We start from the raw sequence: 20,909 nt of genomic DNA, 5'->3' as shown, positions 1-20,909 counted from the left end.
GTTGTCAGTTGGTGGCGGTGCAGTCGAGGCGGACGCGGTCGGCGCCGATCAGGCCGAGTTGTACGGCTTGGGGTGGCATCAGGGTGTTGATTGCCCAGTCTGTCGCGGTCCGGGTTCGGTTGCCGGGGAGGGAGAGCAGGTGGTAGCCGCGGGTGACCGCCTTGGCCGGCAGGCCGGACAGGGGAATGCCCAGCGGGCTGGCGGCTGACTGCCATCCGCCGAGGTCGACCAGGAAGCCGAGGTCATGGTGTTTGTACGGCGTCAGCTCGGCGCCTTCGAGTGAGGCGGCCACGTTGTGAGCGACCAGCTTGCCCTGGCGCTGGGCGTGCTGCGCGGTCATCCCGGTGAACGATCCGGGCTGTGTGACGTCGGGGACGGCGGCGCAGTCGCCGACGGCGAACACGTGCGCCCGGCGCTCGACGACGAGCGTCTCGTGGACCCGGAGACGGCCGCGATCGGTGGGCAGCGAGAGCCCGTCGACCAACGGGTCCGGCCGTACTCCGACGCACCAGATGAGCGACCGGGTGGGGATCTCCTCACCCTTCGTCATCCGCAGGCAGTCCGGCGCGGCGTACGCGACCGATTCGCCGGTACGGACCTCGACGCCGCGCTTGCGCAGTACGCGCTCAGCCGTCGCCGACATCCTCGGGTGGAGTCCCGGCAGGAGCCGGTCCGCGAGGTCTGCCAGCACCCAGCGCACCCGCTGGTTCCGCAGGGCCGGCAGCTGCCGCGCCAGGCGTCGCGTGAACAGCTGCCCCTGCGCGGCGACCTCGGTGCCTGTGTACCCGGCGCCGATCACGACGAAGGTGCACCGCGCGTCGCGTTCGTCCTGGTCGTTGGTCGCCGCCGCCAGTTCCAGCTGGCGGGTGATGTGGTCACGCAGGAACAGCGCCTCGGAGATGCTCCGGAACCCGTGCGCGTACTCCGCGACGCCCGGGATCGGCAGCAGCTTGTTGACACTGCCCGACGCGAGGATCAGCCGGTCGAACTCCGTCGTACCGCGCCGTCCCTCCGGATCGACCCACTCGACGCCGTGGCCGTTGATGTCGATGCCGGTGACCATGCCCAGCTTCAGCTTGACCTTCGGCAACCGGTTGGGCAGCGACACGCAGATCCGGCGCGGCTCCAGCACCCCGGCCGCGACCTCGGGTAGCAGCGGGAGGTACAGGAAGTAGTCGGTCGGATTGATCAGGACGATCTCGGCGCCGGGCGCGCTGCGCTGCAGGCCGCGCGCCGCGTGATACCCCGCGAACCCCGCCCCGACGATCACCACTCGTGCAGTCTTCATCGGCAACCGGGGCCACCACGATCGGTGACCCCTCCTCCTCTCGTCCACGCACGAAAGACCACGACCCCCCGCCCAGCATGACTGATCGATCGCGCGATGAGCCAACAATCCGCTCCGTCGACGAGTTGTCGTCGGCGCGGATCAGGCGGCGACCGGATACCGGCTGGTGATCGCTACCCGGTTGAAGGCGTTGATCACCGTGACCAGCCAGGCAACAGCCGAGATCTGGTCCGCGGTGAGGACGGCCGCCGCGGCGTCGTAGTTCTCGTCGCTGACGTGCCCGTCTGGTACCAGGGTGATCGCCTCGGTCAGGCGCAGGGCGGCGCGATCGGTCTCGGAGAAGTAGCCGGTCTCCTCCCACGCGGGCAGGACGGCGATCCGGTCGGGGTTCTCGCCCTTCTTGAGGGCGTCACGGGTGTGCATCCGCAGGCAGAAGGCGCAGCCGTTGAGCTGGGACGCCCGGATCCTCACCAGCTCTGCCAGGAGCGGGTCGATGCCCGCCGCGGCGGCGCCGTTCTCCGCCTCCACGGACAAGGCGATCAGGGCCTTGTACGCGGCCGGGTGCTGCTTGTCGATGCTGACACGTTCGGTGTTCACAATTCCTTCGTTTCTTCGATTGAGGTTGCCTGGGGCAACTTCGGGTTATCGGTGCGGGTCGTCGATCTTGAGCTCGTCCCCGGTGTCGGCGACGAAGACGACCAGGAGCTTGGCCGGTTGGGTCGAGCTCGTGTTCTCGGTACGGACGTGGTGCGCGCCCGGCTGCTCGACCCAGCTCTTGCCCGGGCCGAAGGTGGTCACGGGCTGGTCGTCGACCTGGCTGCGCACGGTGCCCTCGAGCACGTACGCGTAGACGAACGCGTCGCCGTGCCGGTGCGGCAAGGCGTGAGCGCCGGGCGGGAAATCGACGATCGCCGAGGTGAAGGTCTTGCCCGGCACGTTCGGCAGGGCCTGCCGTTGCAGAGGCGTGAGGCTTTCGGCGGGCGGTGATGCCGTACCGGCCGTCGGACTGGTTACGGCGGCCGGCGTGGCGCGCGTCTCGTCTTGGGTGGAGCAGGCCGTGGCGCCGAGCAGCAAGACAACAGCCAGTAGGCCGCCTGCGATCCGCATTCTGGTCACGAGCAGCCTCCTGTACGCCGCCCGGGCACCGCGACTGATGGTCTTGATGACGTGCATGACCGTCCTTGACTTGAAGTGACCTGCTCTCGGCAGGGAGACGAGATAGCTCCTCAGGGTGTGACAGCTCGGACGTGGGTGAGTTTGTCCGGGTTGACGACCCTGCGGTACGCCGTGATCCGGCCGCCGGTGATCTGCATCGTGTCGACGGAGTACACGAGTCCCCGCCGGTGGAAGACGAGGGACAGCTCCCCACCGACCTCGACGAGGTCGACCTGATCCAGTCCCCGCTGGCGACCGACCCGGACCATCACCTCGGCGATGCGCTCGCCACCCTCGATGAACTTGCGTGCAGCCGCGACCTTGCCGCCTCCGTCCGTGACATAGACGGCGTCCGGATCCAGCAGCTCGACCAGGCCGGCCAGGTCACCGGATTCGTAGGCCGCCCGGAAGGCGGTGAGCACCCGTTCACGCTCCGCCCTCGGTGCCGGCGGAACGGACTCCTTCTCCTTGGCCACCCGCCGCCGCGCCCGCGATGCGAGCTGCCGGGCGGCCGGTACAGAGACATCGAGGACCTCCGCGATCCGGCCGAACTCGAGACCGAAGACATCGTGCAGTACGAAGGCCACCCGCTCCGGTGGGCTCAGCTGTTCCATGATCAGCAGCATCGCCGCGCTGACGGACTCGTCGACCAGTACCGGCTCGGAGGCGTCCGGACCCGTCAGCAGCGGCTCCGGCAGCCACGGCCCGACGTACGTCTCACGACGCACGCGAGCACTCTTGAGGATGTCGTACGAACGCCGCGCGGCCACCGTGACCAGCCACGCCCGCAGGTCGTTCACCTCGGCCAGGTCCGAACCGGCCGCCCGCAGCCACACGTCCTGAACCACATCCTCGGCGTCGGCCACGCTGCCGAGAATCCGGTACGCCGCACCGAACACCGCCGGCCGATGAAGCTCCCACTCGGCACCGAGCCGGTCGTCAACCTGTTCGTGCTGGTCAGCCATCCGAACGCAACCTCCTCCGACCTGCGTACCGGACGACCCTCAGGTCGGCCAGGCCGCTGACCTGACGCGCTCGACGACGCTGAGCCGGCGGAAGCCGGGCACGAACTCCGCCAGCACATCGGCGTTCATCGTGCCGAAGGTGGTGTCCGGCCGGTCCTTCAGCGCGTCGACGAACGTCTGGAGGAACTCCTGCTTGAAGTCCCCCCGCGGGTCGGCCGCCGTCACCGCCGCCACCTCCGCGGGATCCAGCAGCTCGAGACCGTACCCGATCGCGTCGGTGAGCACGCCGTACGTCGTGGCGGCGATCTCCGGTCCCATCCGGACCGGCACGCCTGGCGTCGTGTGCAGCGCGATCGCCGTCCAGACCACGTCCGCGGCGGCGCTGCTGAACCCGCGATCGAGCAGGAACCGGCGGGCGTGGTCCGCGCCGTCCAGCTCGAACCGCTGCTCGGTGCGCGAGTAAGGCGTGAGCAGACCGGCATCGTGGAACATGGCCGAGTAGTAGACCAGCTCCGGATCCGGCTCCAGCCCGAGCAGCCGGGCGTGCATCATCGCGAAGGCGAACACCCGCCGGGAGTGATGGTAGATGAGCGGGCTGGTGTGATCACGGACCCACTGCGCCGCGTCGGCCGCCGCCGCTGTCTCGGGGATCTGGGCTGCTGGGATGATCTCGCTCATGGACCTTGCACTTTCCGGTGTCGTCGCGGCGAACGGTTCGCCCGATCTCCACGATCGCGCACAGACCGGCCGGCGCGCTGCCTCGGTCCGGCCATGAACCACTCGCATCCGGACATGTCCGCCGGTACGCCGAGGTCCTCGCCGCACCGGGTCGCAATCCTGGTGTATGACGGCGTCAAGCTGCTCGACGTCGCCGGCCCGGCCGACGTGTTCGCCGAGGCCAACCGGCTGGGCGCGCGGTACCAGGTGGTGCTGGTCTCCCCCACCGGTGCGGACGTCACCTCATCGATCGGTATCCGGATGGCGGTGGACGGCGACGCCAGCTCCGTGCCCACTGCTGGAACCTTCCTGGTTGCCGGTGGCGACGTCTTTCCGCGTACGGCGATCGACGGCGGCCTGGTCGACGCCGCCCGCACGCTGGCAGCACGGGCGGTTCGGGTCGGGTCGATCTGCACCGGCGCGTTCGTCCTGGGCGCGGCCGGTCTGCTCGACGGCAAGCGGGCGACCACACACTGGAAGGTGGCCCACGAACTCGCGTCCCGGCATCCCACGACGACCGTCGAGCCCGACTCGATCTACGTCCGCGACGGGACGACGTACACGTCAGCCGGAGTGAGCGCCGGCATCGACCTCGCTCTGGCGCTTGTCGAAGATGACCACGGGCCGGAACTCACCCGGAGCGCCGCTCGCCATCTTGTTGTCTACCTCCAACGTTCGGGCGGTCAGTCACAGTTCTCCATCCCCCTGCAGGGCCCGCCGCCGAAGACACCGGCGCTGCGCACCATCGTCGATCTGGTGACTGCCGATCCGTCCGGCGACCACTCGCTCGCCGAGCTCGCCCGGCACCTCAACCTCAGCGCCCGTCATCTCACCCGGCTCTTCCGCGACGAGCTGGCCACCACACCGACGCGGTACGTCGAGCTGATCCGCTTCGACCTGGCCAAGGCGCTGCTCGACCAGGGCCACACGGCGACCCAGGCCGCGGCCCGCGCCGGCTTCCCGGGCTACGAGAGTATGCGCCGCGTCTTCGCCCGCGAACTGGCGATCTCGCCGGCGGCGTACCAGCGCAGCTTCAGCACCGCAAACCGCGAAACAAGCTAGCCGGACCGCCGTGCGCACCACGGTTGTGGACTGATCAGTTCCTAATGCTGTACTGTCGCACCATGGGCAGGCCGAGGACGTTCAACATCGACGTGGCAGTGGACCGCGCGATGGAGTTGTTCTGGCGCCAGGGGTTCGAGGCCACCTCGACGGAGGACCTCGTGGAGGGTCTCGAGATCACCCGGGGCAGCCTGTACAAAGCGTTCGGATCCAAGGAGCAGCTGTATGCGATGGCGCTTCGGCGCTACTGCCAGCAGCATGCCGGCGGCCTCATCGAGGTCTTGGACCGGGCGGCGTTGGTGCGGCCGGCGATCCGTGCGGTGCTTCTCGAGCTGGTGGAGGCGGATCTCGCGGATCCTGAACGGGGCTGCCTGCTGGTCAACGCGGCCACAGAGCGCTCGTCCCATCCGGAGACGGTGCGGCAGGTCTCCCACACCATGCACCAGGTCGAGTCAGCACTGGCCGGAGCGTTGGAGCGGGCCCAGGTTCGCGGGGAGATCGCAGCGGACAAGAAGCCGCTCGAGCTCGCCCAGTTCCTCACCACGTTCGTGCAGGGACTGCGCGTGATGAGCAAGGCCCGCGCGGGGCGCGCGTTCCTCGAGAACGCGGTCGCGGTTGCGGTGAGAGCGCTCGACTGAATCATCCCTCCGCCCCGGCTTCTCTGCTGCCCGAATTAGGAACTGATCAGTCTACAACTAGGAGTCGTCGTGAATCTCGAACTGCAGGACAAGGTCGCCATCGTCACCGGCGCGAGCAAAGGTATCGGCCTGGCCACCGCCTCGGCCTTGCTGGACGAGGGTGGTCACGTGGTGGCGAACAGCCGTACCAGCACGCCCGAACTCGACGCCCTGACGGCGCGTGGCGCCACCGTGGTGCTGGCCGACATCACCGAGGCAGACACACCACAGCGGCTTGTGGATGCCGCACTGTCGACGTACGGACGGCTGGATGTCCTGGTCAACAACGTTGGCGCGACCTCGGGCCGGGCCGGCTTCCTTGACGTCGCCGACACCGACTGGGCACGGATGTTCGACGTGACGTTCTTCAGCGCGGTACGCACCAGCAGGGCCGCCCTGCCCGCGCTGCTCGACGCCCGCGGAGCGATCGTCAACATCAGCAGCATCAATGCCCGGCTGCCGTTCCCGATGGTGGTCGACTACTCGGCCGCGAAAGCGGCGATGACCAATCTGACCAAGGCCCTGTCGGAGGAGTTCGCGCCGCGCGGCGTCCGGGTCAATGCGGTCTCTCCCGGGCCGGTGCGAACGCCGCTGTGGACCGGTCCGGAAGGCATGGCACAGGGCATCGCCGCCGGGGCCGGGGTCACCGCCCAGCAGGCGCTCGACGAGGTCGTTCCGCAGAGCATGGGAATCAGTACGGGCCGGATCGCCGAGCCGGAGGAGGTCGCCGATCTCGTACTGTTCCTCGCCTCGGCCCGCTCCGCCAACACCACCGGCGCCGAGTTCGTCCTGGACGGTGGCCAGATCAAGACACTTTGACGGCCGTGGTCCGTATCGGTGGGCGGCCTGTGACTGAGTTCATAGCCGGCCCGCTTGACCCTCACACTGCTGTGAGGGTTCGAGCCTGGGGGCATGCGAAACACAACGTCACAGCCGACCGGCAGTCCGGCGGCCGACACGAAACAGCGGCTCCCCTTGGCGCCACTGGCCGCAATGGCCACGGCTTCCTTCATCACCGTCCTCACCGAGGCTCTGCCCGGAGGCCTGTTGCCCGCGATGAGCAGCGATCTGCAGGTGAGCGAGTCGGCGATGGGTCAGGCAGTGACCATCTACGCGATCGGCTCCGCGGTCGCCGCGATCCCCTTGTCCGCCGCCACTTCCGGGTGGCGGCGGAAGAGGTTGCTCCTGGCCACGATGGCTGGGTTCGCCGTCGCCAACACGCTCACCGCGGTCTCGGACCAGTACCTGCTGACGATGCTCGGCCGGTTCATCGCGGGAGTGTGCGGTGGGCTGGTCTGGGCGATGATGGCAGGTTACGCGCGGCGCATGGTGCCCAGCGCGCTGCATGGCAAGTCCCCGGTGAACATCGCGAGCGCCGGTTCCGGATCGCCCACACGGTACGTGTTCCTGGGGTGACACCGGTTCTCCTCGTCGTCCTGACCGTCGTCTTGGCGCACACCATTCTCTACACCTACATCGCGACCTTCCTCGACAAGTTCGGCATGGTCGGCTCCACTGCGCGAGTGCTGTTCGTGTTCGGTACGGCCTCGGTGGCGGCCATCTCGTTGGTGGGATTCCACATCCACCGTCACCTGCGCCGACTCATGATCACCGGCACCTTTCTGTTCGCTGCCGGGGCGACCCTGCTGGCGACGCTGGCCGGCAGCCCGGGCATCGTGTACGCCGCGGCGGCCCTGTGGGGACTCGGTTTCGGTGGCATGGCGACCCTTCTCCAGACAGCACTCGGCCAAGCGGCCGGCGCCGCCGCGGACACCGCTCAGGCCATGCTCGTCACCTTGTGGAACACCGCGCTCGCTCTGGGCGGAGTAGCGGGCGGTCTGCTCCTCGACGGACTGGGCGCGGGGTCGTTTCCCTGGTCGGTGCTCGCGATCCTCGCGCTGGTTCTGCTCACCGTGGTCGTCGACAGGCACGGATTTCCCGCACCTCGGTCACGGACTTCGGCGCGATGATGCCGGTCGTACCGTGGAAGCCATGAAGACCGGAGAGCTTGCAGAGCGCGCGGGCGTGTCCCGTCGCCTCCTGCGCCACTACGAGGAGCAGCGGCCCCGCCTGTCCGAACGCATCGAATGCCTGAGGCGCAACCGCAGCGCCATCGCCGACTACCTCCACACGGTCCTGTCGATCAAACCGGCGAACGGCGACCCGATCGAGTGGGATCGGTTGTGACCGGCGCTGTCGTGCCGCGGAGGGGTGGGCGGTTGAGGCCGGTGCCGTTGGATGCTGTCCGGCTGGATGCGGAGTCCTTGCTGGGGAGGCGGCAGGAAGTCAATGCGGCGGGCACCATTCCGCATTGCGTGGACAACCTGGGGCGGACTGGTGTCATCGCGAACTTCCAGCGGCTTGTGGGCGACGTGCCGGGAGAGTTTCGAGGGTTCTGGTTTGCTGATTCGGATCTCTACAAGACGCTCGAAGCGATCGGTTGGGAGATGGCCCGGACCGGTACCGACCGGTGGGACGGATTGCTGTCCGAGGTTGCCGACTTGCTGGAGCAGGTGCAGACACCGAACGGCTACCTCAACACCCGGGTCCAGGGAACACCGGGCGAGGAGCCGTTCAAGCATCTCGAATACAGCCATGAGCTGTACTGCGCCGGCCATCTCATCCAGGCCGCCGTGGCGATCCACCGGGGTGGTCGCGATCCGCGGTTCCTCGCGATCGCGCGGAGATTCGCCGACCTGATCGTCCGCACCTTCGACCCCGGTACCGGTCCCCTGCTCGACGGGCACCCGGAAGTGGAGACCGCGCTGATCGAGCTCTACCGCGAAACCGGCGAGGAGTCCTATCTGCGGTCGGCGGAGCTCCAGATCGAGCGACGTGGGCACCGGGTGCTGCCGGCCGGACACTTCGGATCGCAGTACGCCCAGGATCATCTGCCGGTGCGGGCGGCGACCGAGGCCATCGGTCACTCGGTCCGGCAGCTCTATCTGGCCGCCGGTGTCACCGATCTGCACCTGGAGACCGGCGACGAGACCTTGCTGCACGCGATGGAGCAACTCTGGGACAGCGCCTTCGGCACGAAGATGTACATCACCGGCGGGCACGGTTCGAGACACCGCGACGAGGCGTACGGTGATCCGTTCGAGCTGCCACCCGACCGCGCCTACGCCGAGACCTGCGCCTCGATCGCAGCCCTGCAGTGGTGCTGGCGAATGCTGCTGGCGACCGGGCAGGCACGGTACGCCGAGGAGATGGAGCGTGCCCTGCACAACGCCATCGCGGCGTCGACGAGCCATGACGGCACTGCCTTCTTCTACTCCAACCCCCTGCAGTTGCGCACCGGACACGACGGCTCGCACGAGGACTCACCCAGCGAGCGCCTGCCTTGGTACGACTGCGCCTGCTGCCCACCGAATCTCGCCCGCCTGCTCGCCTCCCTGCACGGCTACACCGCTACGTCGGACGGGTCCGGGCTTCAGTTGCACCTGCTGACAGCTGGATCGTTCGAGGCCGGCCCGCTGACCGCGGTTGTCGAAACCGACTATCCATGGCGCGGTGACGTGCTCGTCACCATCGCAGGTCACGGGGACCTGGCAGTACGAATCCCCAGCTGGGCTGAGGGCGCAACCGTCGCAGTCACGGCTGCCGAGGTCCTCGCGGAGCCGGCGCCGGGCGAGTATCTGCGGGTGTCCTGCCAGGATGGCGCGACGGTCCGGCTGACCTTGCCGATGACGCCGCGATTGGTGCGCGCGGACCGGCGTACCGACGCAGTCCGCGGGTGCGTGGCAATCCAGCGCGGACCGATCGTGTACTGCGTCGAGCAGGCAGACCTTCCCGACGGAGTCGTGATCGAGCAGCTGAGCCTCGACCCTTCGGCAGCCATTGTCGAAGAGGTCGCGCCGGACGGCGTCGTACGGCTTCGGCTGTCTGCTGTGGTCAGCGCCCTCGATCAGACTCTCTATCAGCCGTACCAGGCAGCATCGCCCACCGGCACTGCGCTCACTGTCACCGCGATCCCGTACTACACCTGGGCGAACCGAGGTCCCGGCGCCATGCGAGTGTGGCTCCCGCTGGCCTGAGCCGCCGGCGCCGCAGACCGCGGCACCGACGGCAAGCTCGCTGGTGAGCTACTTGATGGTCAGGTCGCGGATGTTCGTGCCGGCGCCGGTGAACACCAGGTAGACGTCTCGAACGCCGCGGGCCACCCGTGGGTCGAGCTGGGCCGTCGCCGACGTCCAGCTGTAGCGGTCGGTGGTGGCGGGGATGGCGAGCGTGCCGGCGATGGGTCCGGTCGGGCTGTCGAGGTGGATCTCCACCTTCGCAGTTCCGGCCGAAGCCCGTGAGACGGCAGCCTCCAGGCGGGTGGCGCCGCGGCCGAGTCGGACGTCCTGGAAGGAGATCCAGTCGCCCGCGGTCGTCTTGCCGACCGCGTCGCCGCGCACCTTGGCGGCGTCGATCAGCTCGATCCCGGAGTAGTCGTCGAAGTCCGTCGCCGCCGTACGCCTGCTCAGGTCCCGGGGCGGGATCACCTCGCCGCGGACGGCAACTGTCGTACGGGCTCTGATGTTCGCCGACGAGCTGCCCACCTGGACGTCCTGGTCACTGGACTCAACCACCCATTTGTTCCTGGTCACGTCCCAGAACGCCAGGTCACTCGCCTTCACGTCGAAGGAGACGGTACGACGTTGGCCTGGCGCGAACGACAGCCGCTGGAAGCCCCGCAGCGTCTTCACCGGCTGAGCGACTCGCGAGGTGCGTTGAGCCGTGTAGAGCTGGACGACCTCCTCGCTCGCGGTCCGGCTGGTGTTGGTGACGTCGACGCTGACCTTGAGCCGCCCGTTCGCCTTGACGACGGGCGAGCCGACCCGCAGCCGGGAGTACTGGAAGGTGCCGTACGTCAGGCCATGGCCGAACGGGTAGAGCGGAGCGGCCCGGTGGTACTGATAGGTCCAGCCGGCCTTGATGACATCGAAGTCGAGCGGATCCGGCAACTCCTTGTCCGTGCGGTACCACGTCTGCGGAAGCCGACCCGACGGTGAGTAGTCCCCGAAGAGCACGTCCGCCAGCGCCCGGCCGGTCTCCTGGCCCGCGTGCGACGTCCACAGCACCGCCTTCGCCTGGGCCCAGTCCCCCGTCAACGGATAGCTGCTCTCCAGCACCACAACGGTCCTGGGGTTGGCAGCGGTGACGGCCTTCACGATCGCCTGCTGGCCTGCGGCGAGTGCCGTGTCCTGACGGTCGTCGTCCTCGCGCCCGTTGACGAACGGAGTACTGCCGACCACCACAACCGCGGTCTCCGCCTTCTTCGCGGCCTCCACCGCAGCCGCCGTACCGCTGACGAGGACCTCTCGGGTGAACTGAGCCGCCGCGTCCCGAGTGGCCGCGCTGACGGTCAGCTTCCCATCGGCCTGCAGGGCGACGTACTGATTGGGGCCGTACCACGGTTCCTTGACCTCGTTGCCGCGATACCGCAGCACGTAATTGCCGTTGGCAAGCCTCTCGAGGCCGAACTGCTGCTGCACGAACCAGCCGTTGGGCTTGTCCTGGTCGTTCACCAGCCCCGCCCCGCTCTTCGAGACGTACTTGCCATTGGCAGCCGAGCGCAACGTCAGAGTGCCGCCGCCCCAGTCGAAGACATCGAGTGACTGCGCTGTTCCCGCCGTCGCGGCGTCAGCGATCAGCTCACCGCCGGTGGCTCCGGCGGGCGCCGTCACATACTTGCCGCTGGCAACGGAGCGGAGAGCGATCCGGTCCACGCCCTCGGTCGCGGTGACGGCGTGGCCGGCCCCGAGCCGCTCGGCGATACCGGCTCTCGGCGTGATCCGGTACGGCATCGTGCCCGAGTACCAGTCCTCGGAGACGGTGTCGGCCAGCTGGCCGATCACCGCAACGTCCTTGGTGCCGGCTGGGTCGAGCGGCAGCGCCCGGTGCTTGTTCTCGAGCAGGACGAGTTGCTTGCGGGCAGCCTCGCGGGCAAGCTCCCGGTGCGCCGGGCTGTCGATGCTGTCCGGTTCGATCTGCTCGTACGGGTTCCGTCCGGCCGGGTCGAACTCACCGAGCCGGAAGCGGATCGAGAACAGATGCCCGACCGGCTTGTCGATGTCGGCCTCGGTGAGCAGGCCCTTGGCCAGCGCATCCTTCACCGCGGTGACCGTCGGCCCGCCGTTGGCGTCGTTCTCGGTGAAGCTGTCGAGGCCGGCCTTGATCGACGCCGCAACGCCCTCGGTAGCCGTCGGGTAGTACTGCTGCGAACCGCTGACGTTGCCCGCGCCGGAGGCGTCGCCGACGATCATCAGATCATCAGGCGACCAGGAGCGCACGGTCTCGCCGAGCTCGGGCGACACATGGGTCGGCCTTCCGTTCAGCAGGTTGTACGACGCCATCACGCCGGTGGCTGCCCGCGCGGTCAGGGTCGGCTGGAACGCTTTGTACTCGTACTCGCGCAGTACTCGCGGCCGGACGCTCGCCGACACCCGGCTGCGGTCCGTCTCGACGTTGTACGAGGCGAAGTGCTTCAGCGTCGGAGCGGTCTTGAGATAGCGCGGGTCATCACCCTGCAAGCCGCGTCCGTACGCCGTCGCGATCTCACTCGTCAGCAACGGATCTTCGGCGTAGCCCTCCTCGTTGCGACCCCACCTGGGGTCACGCAACTGGTTGACCACCGGCGCCCACAGGTTCAGCCCGTTCTTCGCCGGGTCGAGCTTGTTGAAGGCTCTGGCCTCATCGCCGACGGCCGACCCGACCCGCTTGATCAAGTTCGGGTCCCAGGTACTACCGAGCCCGACAGCCTGCGGGAACACCGTCGCCTTCCCCAGCCAGGCGACGCCGTGCAACGCCTCTGTCCCGGTCTTGAACGAGGCGATCCCGAGTCTCGGTATGGCGGGCTGGTACTGGTGCAGCAGCGAGATTTTCTCGTCCAGCGTCAGCCGGCTGGTCAGGTCATCCACCCGGGCCTTCAGCGGCAGGTCAGGATTGCGGAACTCCGGCAGGGGCTCGGCCTGCACCGGCTGCGCCACGAGGAACGCGGGAACGAGCAGCAACGCCACGAGTGCGCCTCCGACTCGGCTGAGGTAGGTCATGGCGGTCCCTTCCGAAGGTTATCGAAGCGCTTCGACTATCGAGGCAAGAAGCCGGTCCGTCAAGAGCTCGGCGCCATCGCCGCCCTCCGGACCGGCGTCTCCAGCCAGCAGCTATCAGGTGGTCAGGCCGACTTCACTTCTCGGTGGAGTAGGCGCAGGAGGCCTAGTACGAGTGGCAGGAGTACCCAGATGCTCCCGGCGACGGCGATGTGGGCCCAGTCGGCGCCGTGGAACGTCTGGTGGTCGAAGGCGGGTGCCATCGCGGTGTTGAGGTCCAGCCAGGGCGCGACCTGCTCCAGCGCGTCCACCATCGAGAAGAGGATGTTCCAGGCGATCGGGATCACGTAGTACAAGACGATCGCCGCGGCGGTGTTCATCAGCAGCATGCCGAAGGCGAAGCCCTGGATGATGCCGATCAGTTGCAGGGCGAAGAAGTCCCGGACGTTGGCGGGCCCGACGTTCCAGCTGCCGGCGCCGTCCAGGAACACCATTCCGGCGACGTTGCTGAGCGCCGCTATGCCAAGAGCCACGCCGACCGCGACCAGGCCGACCAGAGTCACAGCGACCAGCTTGGCGACGGCGATCCGGATCCGGCTCGGTTCGAGAGTGAAGGTGACCAGGCCGGTACGCTGGCTCCATTCGGCGGTGACCGCGAGGATGCCGAGGACCGGGAGCAGGAGGCTTTGCGGTGTCGCCGTCGCCCCGACGAAGTTGATGTACGTCAGTTGGTCCGGATCGGCGACGAACAGGAACACGCCGATCACGACGACCGTGATCACGATGATTGCCGTCAGCAACCAGAAGCCTGCCCTGGTGTCGACGAGCTTGCGCAGCTCGACCCGAAGCAGCCGGCCGAAGGGGATGGACCGGACGTCCGGGTCCGGGCAGACGGTTGCGGTAGTCATGCGGTGACCTTCTCTCGTGCGTCGACTGCGGTGAGCTGCAGGAACATGTCCTCGAGCCCGGCGCCGTCCGCGGCCCGCAACTCGGTGACGACGATGCCGTGGTGTGCGGTCAGCTGGGCGATCTGCTCGCGGGTGGCCTGTACGACGTACGCGCCGTCCGCGGCCGTCCGATGAGTGAAACCGCCGCCGTCGAGACAGTTGCCGAGGGCAATCGGTTCGAGACCGCGGACCAGCGTGCCGGCCGCGTCCAGCAAACTCGCCTTGCTGCCGTCGGCGACGATCACGCCGCGGCCGATGACGACCAGGTGGTCGGCGATGATCTCGATCTCGTGCAACAGGTGCGACGACAGCAGGACGGTTCCGCCACGGTCCGCGAAACCCTTGAGCAACCCGCGCATCCAGTGGATGCCGGCCGGGTCGAGCCCGTTGGCGGGCTCGTCCAGGACGAGCACCTGTGGATCGCCGAGCAGGGCATGCGCGATGCCGAGCCGTTGCCGCATCCCGAGCGAGTAGTTGCCGACCCTGCGGTCACCCTCGTCGGCCGACAACCCGACGATGTCGAGCATCTCTTCCACCCGCTGCCGGCGAAGGCCCATCATGGTCGCGCCGAGCCGGAGGATCTCGCGCCCGGTACGCCCGGTGTGCTGCGCGGAGGCATCGAGGAGGACCCCGACGTGCCGGCCGGGGTTGGGAAGGTCGACGTACGGTACGCCGAGGACCGTACTGCGCCCCGCCGACGGCGGCGTCAGGCCGGTCATCATCCGCATCGTCGTCGACTTGCCCGCACCGTTCGGACCGAGGAAGCCGGTGACGGACCCGGGCAGCGCCCGGAAGGAGACTCGGTCGACGGACTGGTGTGCGCCGTACCGCTTGCTGAGTTCTTCGACTGTGATCATGAGGTCGAGCGTGGTCGCCGGGGCGATGCCGGCGCATCGGCCGCGGAGCCATACCCGCCAGCCACGGGCTGGACGTGACCAGACCACGGTAGGGGGCCGGCCCCTGCCATGGTCCCTGCCCCGCGTGACGGATGTCCCGTACGGTGAGCAAAGTGGACGCCTTCCAGATCGCTCCACCACTTCCGCTGAGCCGCTGGCAGTCGACGTGGCGCTACCTCTTCGCCTCGATCTGCGGCGCCGGCTTCTGGATCGCGACCTTCTACAACGCCTACCACCTGAACTTCCGGCCGTACCTGGCCTTCGATCTCGTCCTCGGAGTCATCAGCGTCGTCTCGATGCGCTGGCGGCGGCGCTACCCACTGGCCATCGCCCTTCTCGCCAGCGCCATCGGCGGTGTCTCCTCCGCTGCCTCGGGAGCCGTCATCGTCACGGCGGTCTCCCTGGCCACCCGGCGGAAGTGGCCCGAGATCATTCCGCTGGCCGTGGTCGGAGTCGTCGCCTCGGTCGTGTACTTCGAGACGCAGCCCGGTCAGGCCGCGTTGGCGGTCTCCATCGTGTTCACGGCCGTGTTCGTCAGCGCCCTGATCGCCATCGGCATGTACGTCGGCGCCCGCCGCGACCTGCTCGCCACGCTGCGCGAACGAGCGGACCGGGCCGAGAGCGATCAAAGCTTGCGGGTGCAGCAAGCGCAGGCAACCGAGCGGACCCGGATCGCCCGCGAAATGCACGACGCCCTCGCCCACCGCTTGTCGCTCGTCGCCCTGCACGCCGGTGCGCTGGAGTACTGCCGCGAGCTGACCGACGACGAAGTGGCCGCGGCTGCCGCCATCACCCGGCAGAGCGCCCACGACGCCTTGCACGACCTGCACGAAATACTAGGAGTACTGCGAACCCTCGAACCCAACTCGCTCCCGGAGCGGCCACAACCGACGCTGACCGACCTGCCGTCCCTGGTCCAGGAGGCTGTCGGAGCCGGTACCAGGGTCAGGCTGGTCAACCGCATCGGTGACCTGGCCAGCGCGCCCGACGCGATCGGGCGCAGCGCGTACCGGATGATCCAGGAAGGCCTGACCAACGCGCGCAAACATGCTCCGGACACCACAGTGGACGTCACTCTCAGCGGCACGGCGGGCACCCGGATGGTGCTCGAGATCCGCAACCCCCTCCGGGTCGGCGCTCCGATCGCAACGCCACCCGGCTCGGGCCTCGGTCTGCTCGGGCTGACCGAACGCGCCGAACTGATGGGCGGCCAGCTCGAACACCTGAGCGCCGACGGGGACTTCCTGATCCGGGCCTGGCTGCCGTGGCCCGCATGAACCAGCCCGCTGACGCACCGATCCGGGTCGTGATCATCGACGACGACGCACTCGTCCGCACCGCCCTGGCGATGATCCTGCGCGACGACACCACGATCGAGGTGGTCGGCGAGGCGGCCGACGGCCAGGCCGGCCTTGACCTGGTCGGACGGGTGGCGCCTGACGTCGTACTGATGGACATCCGGATGCCACGACTGGACGGCCTCGAGGCGCTCGGCCGGCTGATGGCCCGGCCGGTGCCCGCCAAGGTGATCATGCTGACGACGTTCGACGCCGACGACCTCGTACTGCGGGCGCTCGGCGACGGAGCCAGTGGATTCCTTCTCAAACACACCCCACCCGCGGAGATCGTCGCCGCGGTCCACCGAGTCGCTGCCGGCGAGCACATGCTCTCCCCCAGCGTGACCGCACAACTGATCGCCCGGCTGCGGAAGACCGCACCCGAACCACAGCGGGTCCTCCAGGCCCAAGCACTCGCCGTCACCCTGACCGACCGTGAACGCGACGTCGCCATCGCAGTCGGCGAAGGCAAGCTCAACGCGCAGATCGCCGCCGAGCTCCATCTCAGCATGGCCACCGTGAAGGCTCACGTCTCCCGCATCATGACCAAACTGGTCGTCACCAACCGAGTACAACTCGCAAACCGCATCCACGACGCAGGCCTCCTCTGACCCACCACCCGTCGTCGGTGGGCTGGGTGGTGGGTCAGAGGCTGGCGCTACCGGGATTCCCCGGATTTCACGCCTGGTGCCAGGACGTAGCCGGTGAGCCGGGTGGTGAAGGTTCCCCGGCCCTGGGTCCGGCTGCGCAGTTGGGTTGCGTAGCCGAACACCTCGGCCAGGGGGACGGTGGCGACGATCACCATCGTGCCTGGGCGGGAAGTCGTGGCCGAGATTCGGCCGCGGCGTGCTGACAGGTCGCCGAGGACGCCGCCGACGGTGTCCTCGGGCACGGTTGCCGTGAGCTCTGCGACTGGTTCCAGGAGCGCCATCGTGGTGGCCCGCAGCGCTTCGCGGAGGCCCAGCCGGCCCGCCGTACGGAACGCCAACTCCGACGAATCCTTCGGATGGGTTGCTCCATCCGTCAGCGTGACCCGCACCCCAGTCACCGGGTGTCCACCGAGGGGACCCTCGGCCAGAGCATCCCGGCAGCCTGCTTCGACTGCGCGGACGTACTCCTGTGGCACCCGGCCACCGACGACGACCGACCGGAACTCGAAGCCCTCCGGACGATCATCAGGTACCTCCAGCGGTTCCACGTCGAGAGTGATCTGGGCGAACTGACCGGCGCCGCCGTCCTGCTTGACGTGCCGGTACACGAACCCGGACACCCCGGCGGCGACGGTCTCCCGGTAGGTCACCTGCGGCCGGCCGACGCGGACCTCCAGCCCGTGAGCACGACGGATCTTCTCCACCGCGACCTCGAGGTGCAGTTCGCCCATGCCGGACAGCAGCGTCTGACCGGTTTCGGAATCGGTCCGGACCGTCAGCGACGGATCCTCCTCGACCAGCCGCGTCAGTGCCGACGCGAGCCGGTCCGTGTCGGTACTCCGGCGCGCCTCGACTGCGACGGAAACGACCGGATCGGCAACGCTCGGCGGTTCGAGAACCAGCGGTGCTGCCGGCACGCACAGGGTGGCGCCGCTTCGGGCCAGCTTCGGCCCGACGACCGCGACGATGTCGCCTGCGACGGCCTGCTGCACCTCCGCGTGCTGGTCGGCCTGCACTCGCAGGATCCGGCTGATCCGCTCAGTGCGTCCCGTACCCGCGTCCACAACGGTTTCTCCCTTCCGAATCGTCCCCGAATACACCCGCAGGTACGTCAGCCGTCCGGTGGCGGTCGAGTTGACCTTGAACACGAGCGCGGCGAACGGCGCCGTCGGGTCGGCGGTCCGCTCCTGCACGGCGCCGTCCCACAGCCCGCGAACTGCCGACACCTCTTGTGGTGAAGGCAGATAGGCGACGACAGCGTCCAGCAGCGGCTCGATCCCACAGTTGCGGTACGCCGAACCGCACAGCACCACCACGCCGGTACCGGACCGGGTCAGGTCCCGCAGGGCAGCAGCCAGCGTCTCCCCCGAGACCGTTGACCGCGCGTAGAACTCGTCCAGCGCGACCGGATGGAGCTCCGCGACGGCCTCCTCGAGCAGCCGACGCCGTCGCATCGCCTGTTCCACAAGGGCATCCGGTACCGGACCCTCCGTCAAGGTGTCGTTCCAGCTGTACGCCCGCATCGTGAGCAGGTCGATCACTCCACTGAACTCGGCTTCCTTTCCGATCGGCAACTGGACCACGAGCGGAGTCACGTGCAGCCGCCTGCGGATCGAGTCCACCGCCGCGTCGAGGTCGGCGCCCGGACGGTCCATCTTGTTGACGAACGCGATCCGCGGTACGCCGTGCCGGTCGGCCTGCCGCCAGACCGACTCGCTCTGCGGTTCGACTCCCGCGACGGCGTCGAACAGTGCGACGGCGCCGTCGAGCACCCGCAGCGAGCGCTCCACCTCGTCGGAGAAGTCGACGTGGCCGGGCGTGTCGATCAGGTTGATCGAGTACCCGTCCCAGTCGCAACTGACGGCCGCGGCGAAGATCGTGATGCCACGATCGCGTTCCTGCGAGTCGAAGTCGGTGACGGTCGTGCCGTCGTGGACCTCACCGCGTTTGTGGGTGGTACCGGTCAGGTACAGGATCCGTTCGGTGACGGTGGTCTTGCCTGCGTCCACATGGGCGAGGATGCCGACGTTGCGCAGGCCGGACAGCTGTTTACGGTGGTTGAGGTTCGTACGCATGGCCGATGGCCTTTCGGGTGATCCGGATCAGGACAGCGCGATCCCCGCGACGAAGCCTGCACTCAGGAGCACGTGGGTCAGTTCGTCGCGGGCAGGTGCAGGCCGCGCGGCCTGCACCTCATACCCGAAGACACCAGGATCACGTCGTACCGTGACCGGGGAACGCACACAGCGATGCGATGACGCACGGCCGGGCTCCCCTCACTCGTCAAAGGCGCCTGCCGGGATGTTGTGGCGGCGCTCAGTTCGACCCCAGGGTAAGGGGATCGACGGTGCCGGACCACTGGATTTCACCGCCGGCCGTTGGTTTGCCAGGTTTCCAGGAGGGTCAGACGCTGTTCCAGGGGCGGTGGGATTTTGTGGCGGGCAGTCAGGGCGGCGGGTAGCCGGGGTATGGCGGTCAGGATGGCGCGGAGGCCCGGGCGGCCATGTCGTACGGCGTGGCGGAGGTTGCGTAGGACGACGGGCCAGGGGCGGCGCATGGTGGCTGTCAGTAGGTGGTTTCTCAGGATCAGGAGTTCGCGGTCCTGCGGGGCGCCGCGGGTGGGGGAAGGATGGTGGTGGACGATCAGGTCGGGTTCGTAGGACAGGGCCCAGCCGTTGGTGGCCAGGTCCAGAGCGAGGCGCTCTTCCTCGCCGCCGAAGAAGATGACGGGGTCGAATCCTTGCGAGCTGAGGAAGGCATCCCTTCGGACTACTGCCGCGCACGCGACGAAACCGAGGATCGGCTTCGCGGAGCTGCCGGGGTCGGGGCTGAGCGGCGAGTTGGCCATCAGCTCGCAGACCGGGTCGGGGATGTTCTCCTCACCGAGCAGGATCCGCGCCGCGAGCAGGCCGACGCCGGGCTGCTTGTCCAGGATCTCGGCGGCGGTGTCCAGGGCGCCCGGCTCCCACCACGAGTCGTCATCGGCGAAGGCGACGTACGGCGTGGTCGCGAGTGCGACACCCACATTGCGTGCCGTCGCGCCCTGGTTGGTGCTCAGGCGGACCACCTGTACCGACGGATGGGCTTGCTCGACCGCCTCCGCCGTACCGTCGGTGGATCCGTTGTCGACCAGGATGACGGGCGACGGATGACGGCCGAGCGTTTCGAGCAGCTCGGACCGACGGTTGCGGCTGGCCACCACAACTGTCACAGCACTCTCGTTGGGCGAGTTCACGACACGTACCGGCGCGCCTTGCTGGTCAGTTGCATCTCATCGAGCAGCCGGTAGCCACGCTCGACGTGTTCCGGTACGACGTGGCGCTCGCGAAGCACCCAGGGCAGACCTCGGAGCGCGTCAGCAACGGCGTACAGGCTGGTGCGGTCACGCGGTACCCGAGACAGGTGCCGGACGGTTCGGACGATGGCGCTCCGCAGTGGCCTTCGCAGCCAGGTGAACCACAACGTGTTGCGGATCCCGTGGCGTCGACGCAGGTGAGCATCGCGAAGCTTCGACGCCTGATGGTGGGCCACCACCTCGGGTACGTAGGACATGGACCAGCCGTACCGGGCCAGATCCGAGGCGAGAAGCTCTTCTTCCCCGCCCAGCCAGAGGCGATGCGAGAAGCCGCCCGCCGCCAGGAACGCCTCCCGCCGTACGACGGACACCCCAGCGAGGAAGCTGAGCAGGGGATGCCCTGGCAGACCCGCCGGCCGTTCCAACGGGCTCTGCGCCATCTCGACGCAGATGGGATCAAGTTGCCCGCCAGGCTCGACCAAGATCGTCGCCGTGACCACCGCCAGTGTCGGATGGTCGTCCAACAGGTTCGCCGCGAGTGTCAATGCGCCCGGATCGTAGAACGTGTCGTCGTCACAGAAGGCGACGTAAGGGGTGTCGACCGCGGCGACTCCGAGGTTGCGTCCGACCGCGCCGAGGTTGCGTCCGGGGCGGATCAGCTTCACCTGCGGATGCTTCCTGAGTACCAGCTCGGCCGTACCGTCCTCCGAACCGTTGTCGACCACGACGACGGGTGGTTGCTCGGGGAGCTCCGCCAGCCGATGAAGCGCCAGGTCGAGCTCGTCACGCCGGTTGTACGTGATGACGACGACCGATAGGCGCAGGTCCGGTCCCTGCACGCGACCTCCTTCGAACGAAGACCCCAGGTACCCGTTTCTGGCCCGCG

The 20,909-nt window shown here is 68.3% G+C and carries 21 protein-coding genes; 9 read left to right on the top strand and 12 right to left on the bottom strand.

Annotated elements, in window-relative coordinates:
* Positions 1 to 4: 4 nt before the first annotated feature.
* The 5 genes from ACIA12_RS04920 to ACIA12_RS04900 all read right to left on the bottom strand — a co-directional run bounded on the left by ACIA12_RS04920 (position 5) and on the right by ACIA12_RS04900 (position 4,086).
* Positions 5 to 1,288 carry an NAD(P)/FAD-dependent oxidoreductase gene (locus ACIA12_RS04920; protein WP_396365486.1) on the bottom strand — a complete coding sequence of 428 codons (1,284 nt, stop codon included), beginning with the start codon at positions 1,286 to 1,288 and terminating at the stop codon, positions 5 to 7.
* A gap of 141 nt (positions 1,289 to 1,429) precedes the next feature.
* Positions 1,430 to 1,885: a carboxymuconolactone decarboxylase family protein gene (locus ACIA12_RS04915; RefSeq protein WP_396365485.1), complete on the bottom strand. Its 456-nt coding sequence runs from the start codon at positions 1,883 to 1,885 to the stop codon at positions 1,430 to 1,432.
* A 45-nt stretch (positions 1,886 to 1,930) separates the two neighbouring features.
* Positions 1,931 to 2,395 (bottom strand): cupin domain-containing protein, encoded by a 465-nt coding sequence (locus ACIA12_RS04910; protein ID WP_396366028.1) that lies wholly within the window; start codon positions 2,393 to 2,395, stop codon positions 1,931 to 1,933.
* Between the two features lie 119 nt (positions 2,396 to 2,514).
* Entirely contained in the window at positions 2,515 to 3,408 is an 894-nt protein-coding gene (gene sigJ, locus ACIA12_RS04905) for an RNA polymerase sigma factor SigJ (protein ID WP_396365484.1), read from the bottom strand.
* 39 nt (positions 3,409 to 3,447) lie between these two features.
* Positions 3,448 to 4,086: an HD domain-containing protein gene (locus tag ACIA12_RS04900; RefSeq protein ID WP_396365483.1), complete on the bottom strand. Its 639-nt coding sequence runs from the start codon at positions 4,084 to 4,086 to the stop codon at positions 3,448 to 3,450.
* 93 nt (positions 4,087 to 4,179) lie between these two features.
* On the opposite strand from ACIA12_RS04900, the gene ACIA12_RS04895 reads away from it, so the two are divergent.
* The 7 genes from ACIA12_RS04895 (at position 4,180) to ACIA12_RS04865 (ending at position 9,901) form a co-directional block, all read left to right on the top strand.
* Positions 4,180 to 5,187 (top strand): GlxA family transcriptional regulator, encoded by a 1,008-nt coding sequence (locus ACIA12_RS04895; protein ID WP_396365482.1) that lies wholly within the window; start codon positions 4,180 to 4,182, stop codon positions 5,185 to 5,187.
* Positions 5,188 to 5,249: 62 nt separating this feature from the next.
* Entirely contained in the window at positions 5,250 to 5,825 is a 576-nt protein-coding gene (locus ACIA12_RS04890; RefSeq protein WP_396365481.1) for a TetR/AcrR family transcriptional regulator, read from the top strand.
* 69 nt (positions 5,826 to 5,894) lie between these two features.
* Entirely contained in the window at positions 5,895 to 6,683 is a 789-nt protein-coding gene (locus tag ACIA12_RS04885; protein ID WP_396365480.1) for an oxidoreductase, read from the top strand.
* 93 nt (positions 6,684 to 6,776) lie between these two features.
* Positions 6,777 to 7,280: an MFS transporter gene (locus tag ACIA12_RS04880; protein WP_396365479.1), complete on the top strand. Its 504-nt coding sequence runs from the start codon at positions 6,777 to 6,779 to the stop codon at positions 7,278 to 7,280.
* Positions 7,277 to 7,834 carry an MFS transporter gene (locus ACIA12_RS04875; RefSeq protein ID WP_396365478.1) on the top strand — a complete coding sequence of 186 codons (558 nt, stop codon included), beginning with the start codon at positions 7,277 to 7,279 and terminating at the stop codon, positions 7,832 to 7,834. The genes ACIA12_RS04880 and ACIA12_RS04875 overlap by 4 nt, the downstream gene beginning before the upstream one ends.
* A 22-nt stretch (positions 7,835 to 7,856) precedes the next feature.
* A complete protein-coding gene (locus ACIA12_RS04870; RefSeq protein ID WP_396365477.1) occupies positions 7,857 to 8,051 on the top strand; it encodes a MerR family DNA-binding transcriptional regulator in 195 nt (64 codons plus the stop codon).
* A 41-nt stretch (positions 8,052 to 8,092) separates the two neighbouring features.
* Positions 8,093 to 9,901, top strand: coding sequence for a glycoside hydrolase family 127 protein (locus ACIA12_RS04865; protein WP_396365476.1), 1,809 nt, complete (start codon positions 8,093 to 8,095; stop codon positions 9,899 to 9,901).
* Between the two features lie 48 nt (positions 9,902 to 9,949).
* Here the strand turns inward: ACIA12_RS04865 and ACIA12_RS04860 are convergent, their stop codons facing one another.
* The 3 genes from ACIA12_RS04860 to ACIA12_RS04850 all read right to left on the bottom strand — a co-directional run bounded on the left by ACIA12_RS04860 (position 9,950) and on the right by ACIA12_RS04850 (position 14,702).
* Entirely contained in the window at positions 9,950 to 12,901 is a 2,952-nt protein-coding gene (locus ACIA12_RS04860) for a glycoside hydrolase family 3 C-terminal domain-containing protein (protein WP_396365475.1), read from the bottom strand.
* A 122-nt stretch (positions 12,902 to 13,023) separates the two neighbouring features.
* Positions 13,024 to 13,806, bottom strand: coding sequence for an ABC transporter permease (locus ACIA12_RS04855; protein WP_396365474.1), 783 nt, complete (start codon positions 13,804 to 13,806; stop codon positions 13,024 to 13,026).
* A complete protein-coding gene (locus ACIA12_RS04850; protein ID WP_396365473.1) occupies positions 13,803 to 14,702 on the bottom strand; it encodes an ABC transporter ATP-binding protein in 900 nt (299 codons plus the stop codon). Before ACIA12_RS04850 ends, ACIA12_RS04855 begins: the two co-directional genes overlap by 4 nt.
* Before the next feature lie 143 nt (positions 14,703 to 14,845).
* Between ACIA12_RS04850 and ACIA12_RS04845 the strand changes: the two genes are divergently transcribed.
* Together ACIA12_RS04845 and ACIA12_RS04840 are read left to right on the top strand one after the other, a co-directional pair.
* Positions 14,846 to 16,018, top strand: coding sequence for a sensor histidine kinase (locus ACIA12_RS04845; protein ID WP_396365472.1), 1,173 nt, complete (start codon positions 14,846 to 14,848; stop codon positions 16,016 to 16,018).
* Positions 16,015 to 16,689 (top strand): response regulator, encoded by a 675-nt coding sequence (locus ACIA12_RS04840; RefSeq protein WP_396365471.1) that lies wholly within the window; start codon positions 16,015 to 16,017, stop codon positions 16,687 to 16,689. Before ACIA12_RS04845 ends, ACIA12_RS04840 begins: the two co-directional genes overlap by 4 nt.
* Before the next feature lie 47 nt (positions 16,690 to 16,736).
* On the opposite strand, the gene fusA is transcribed toward ACIA12_RS04840, so the two are convergent.
* From fusA to ACIA12_RS04820, 4 genes are all read right to left on the bottom strand, one after another.
* A complete protein-coding gene (gene fusA, locus ACIA12_RS04835) occupies positions 16,737 to 18,803 on the bottom strand; it encodes an elongation factor G (RefSeq protein ID WP_396365470.1) in 2,067 nt (688 codons plus the stop codon).
* A gap of 27 nt (positions 18,804 to 18,830) precedes the next feature.
* Positions 18,831 to 18,971: a hypothetical protein gene (locus ACIA12_RS04830; protein WP_396365469.1), complete on the bottom strand. Its 141-nt coding sequence runs from the start codon at positions 18,969 to 18,971 to the stop codon at positions 18,831 to 18,833.
* 122 nt (positions 18,972 to 19,093) lie between these two features.
* Positions 19,094 to 19,939, bottom strand: a complete 846-nt coding sequence (locus ACIA12_RS04825) for a glycosyltransferase family 2 protein (protein ID WP_396365468.1) — start codon at positions 19,937 to 19,939, stop codon at positions 19,094 to 19,096.
* Positions 19,940 to 19,959: 20 nt separating this feature from the next.
* A complete protein-coding gene (locus tag ACIA12_RS04820; protein ID WP_396365467.1) occupies positions 19,960 to 20,862 on the bottom strand; it encodes a glycosyltransferase family 2 protein in 903 nt (300 codons plus the stop codon).
* Between the last annotated feature and the right edge of the window lie 47 nt (positions 20,863 to 20,909).

The organism is Kribbella sp. NPDC051620 (genome assembly GCF_044453825.1).
Classification (GTDB): Bacteria; Actinomycetota; Actinomycetes; order Propionibacteriales; family Kribbellaceae; genus Kribbella.
Note: the sequence above shows the minus strand (reverse complement) of the source record. Positions and strands in the feature narration are given on the sequence as shown.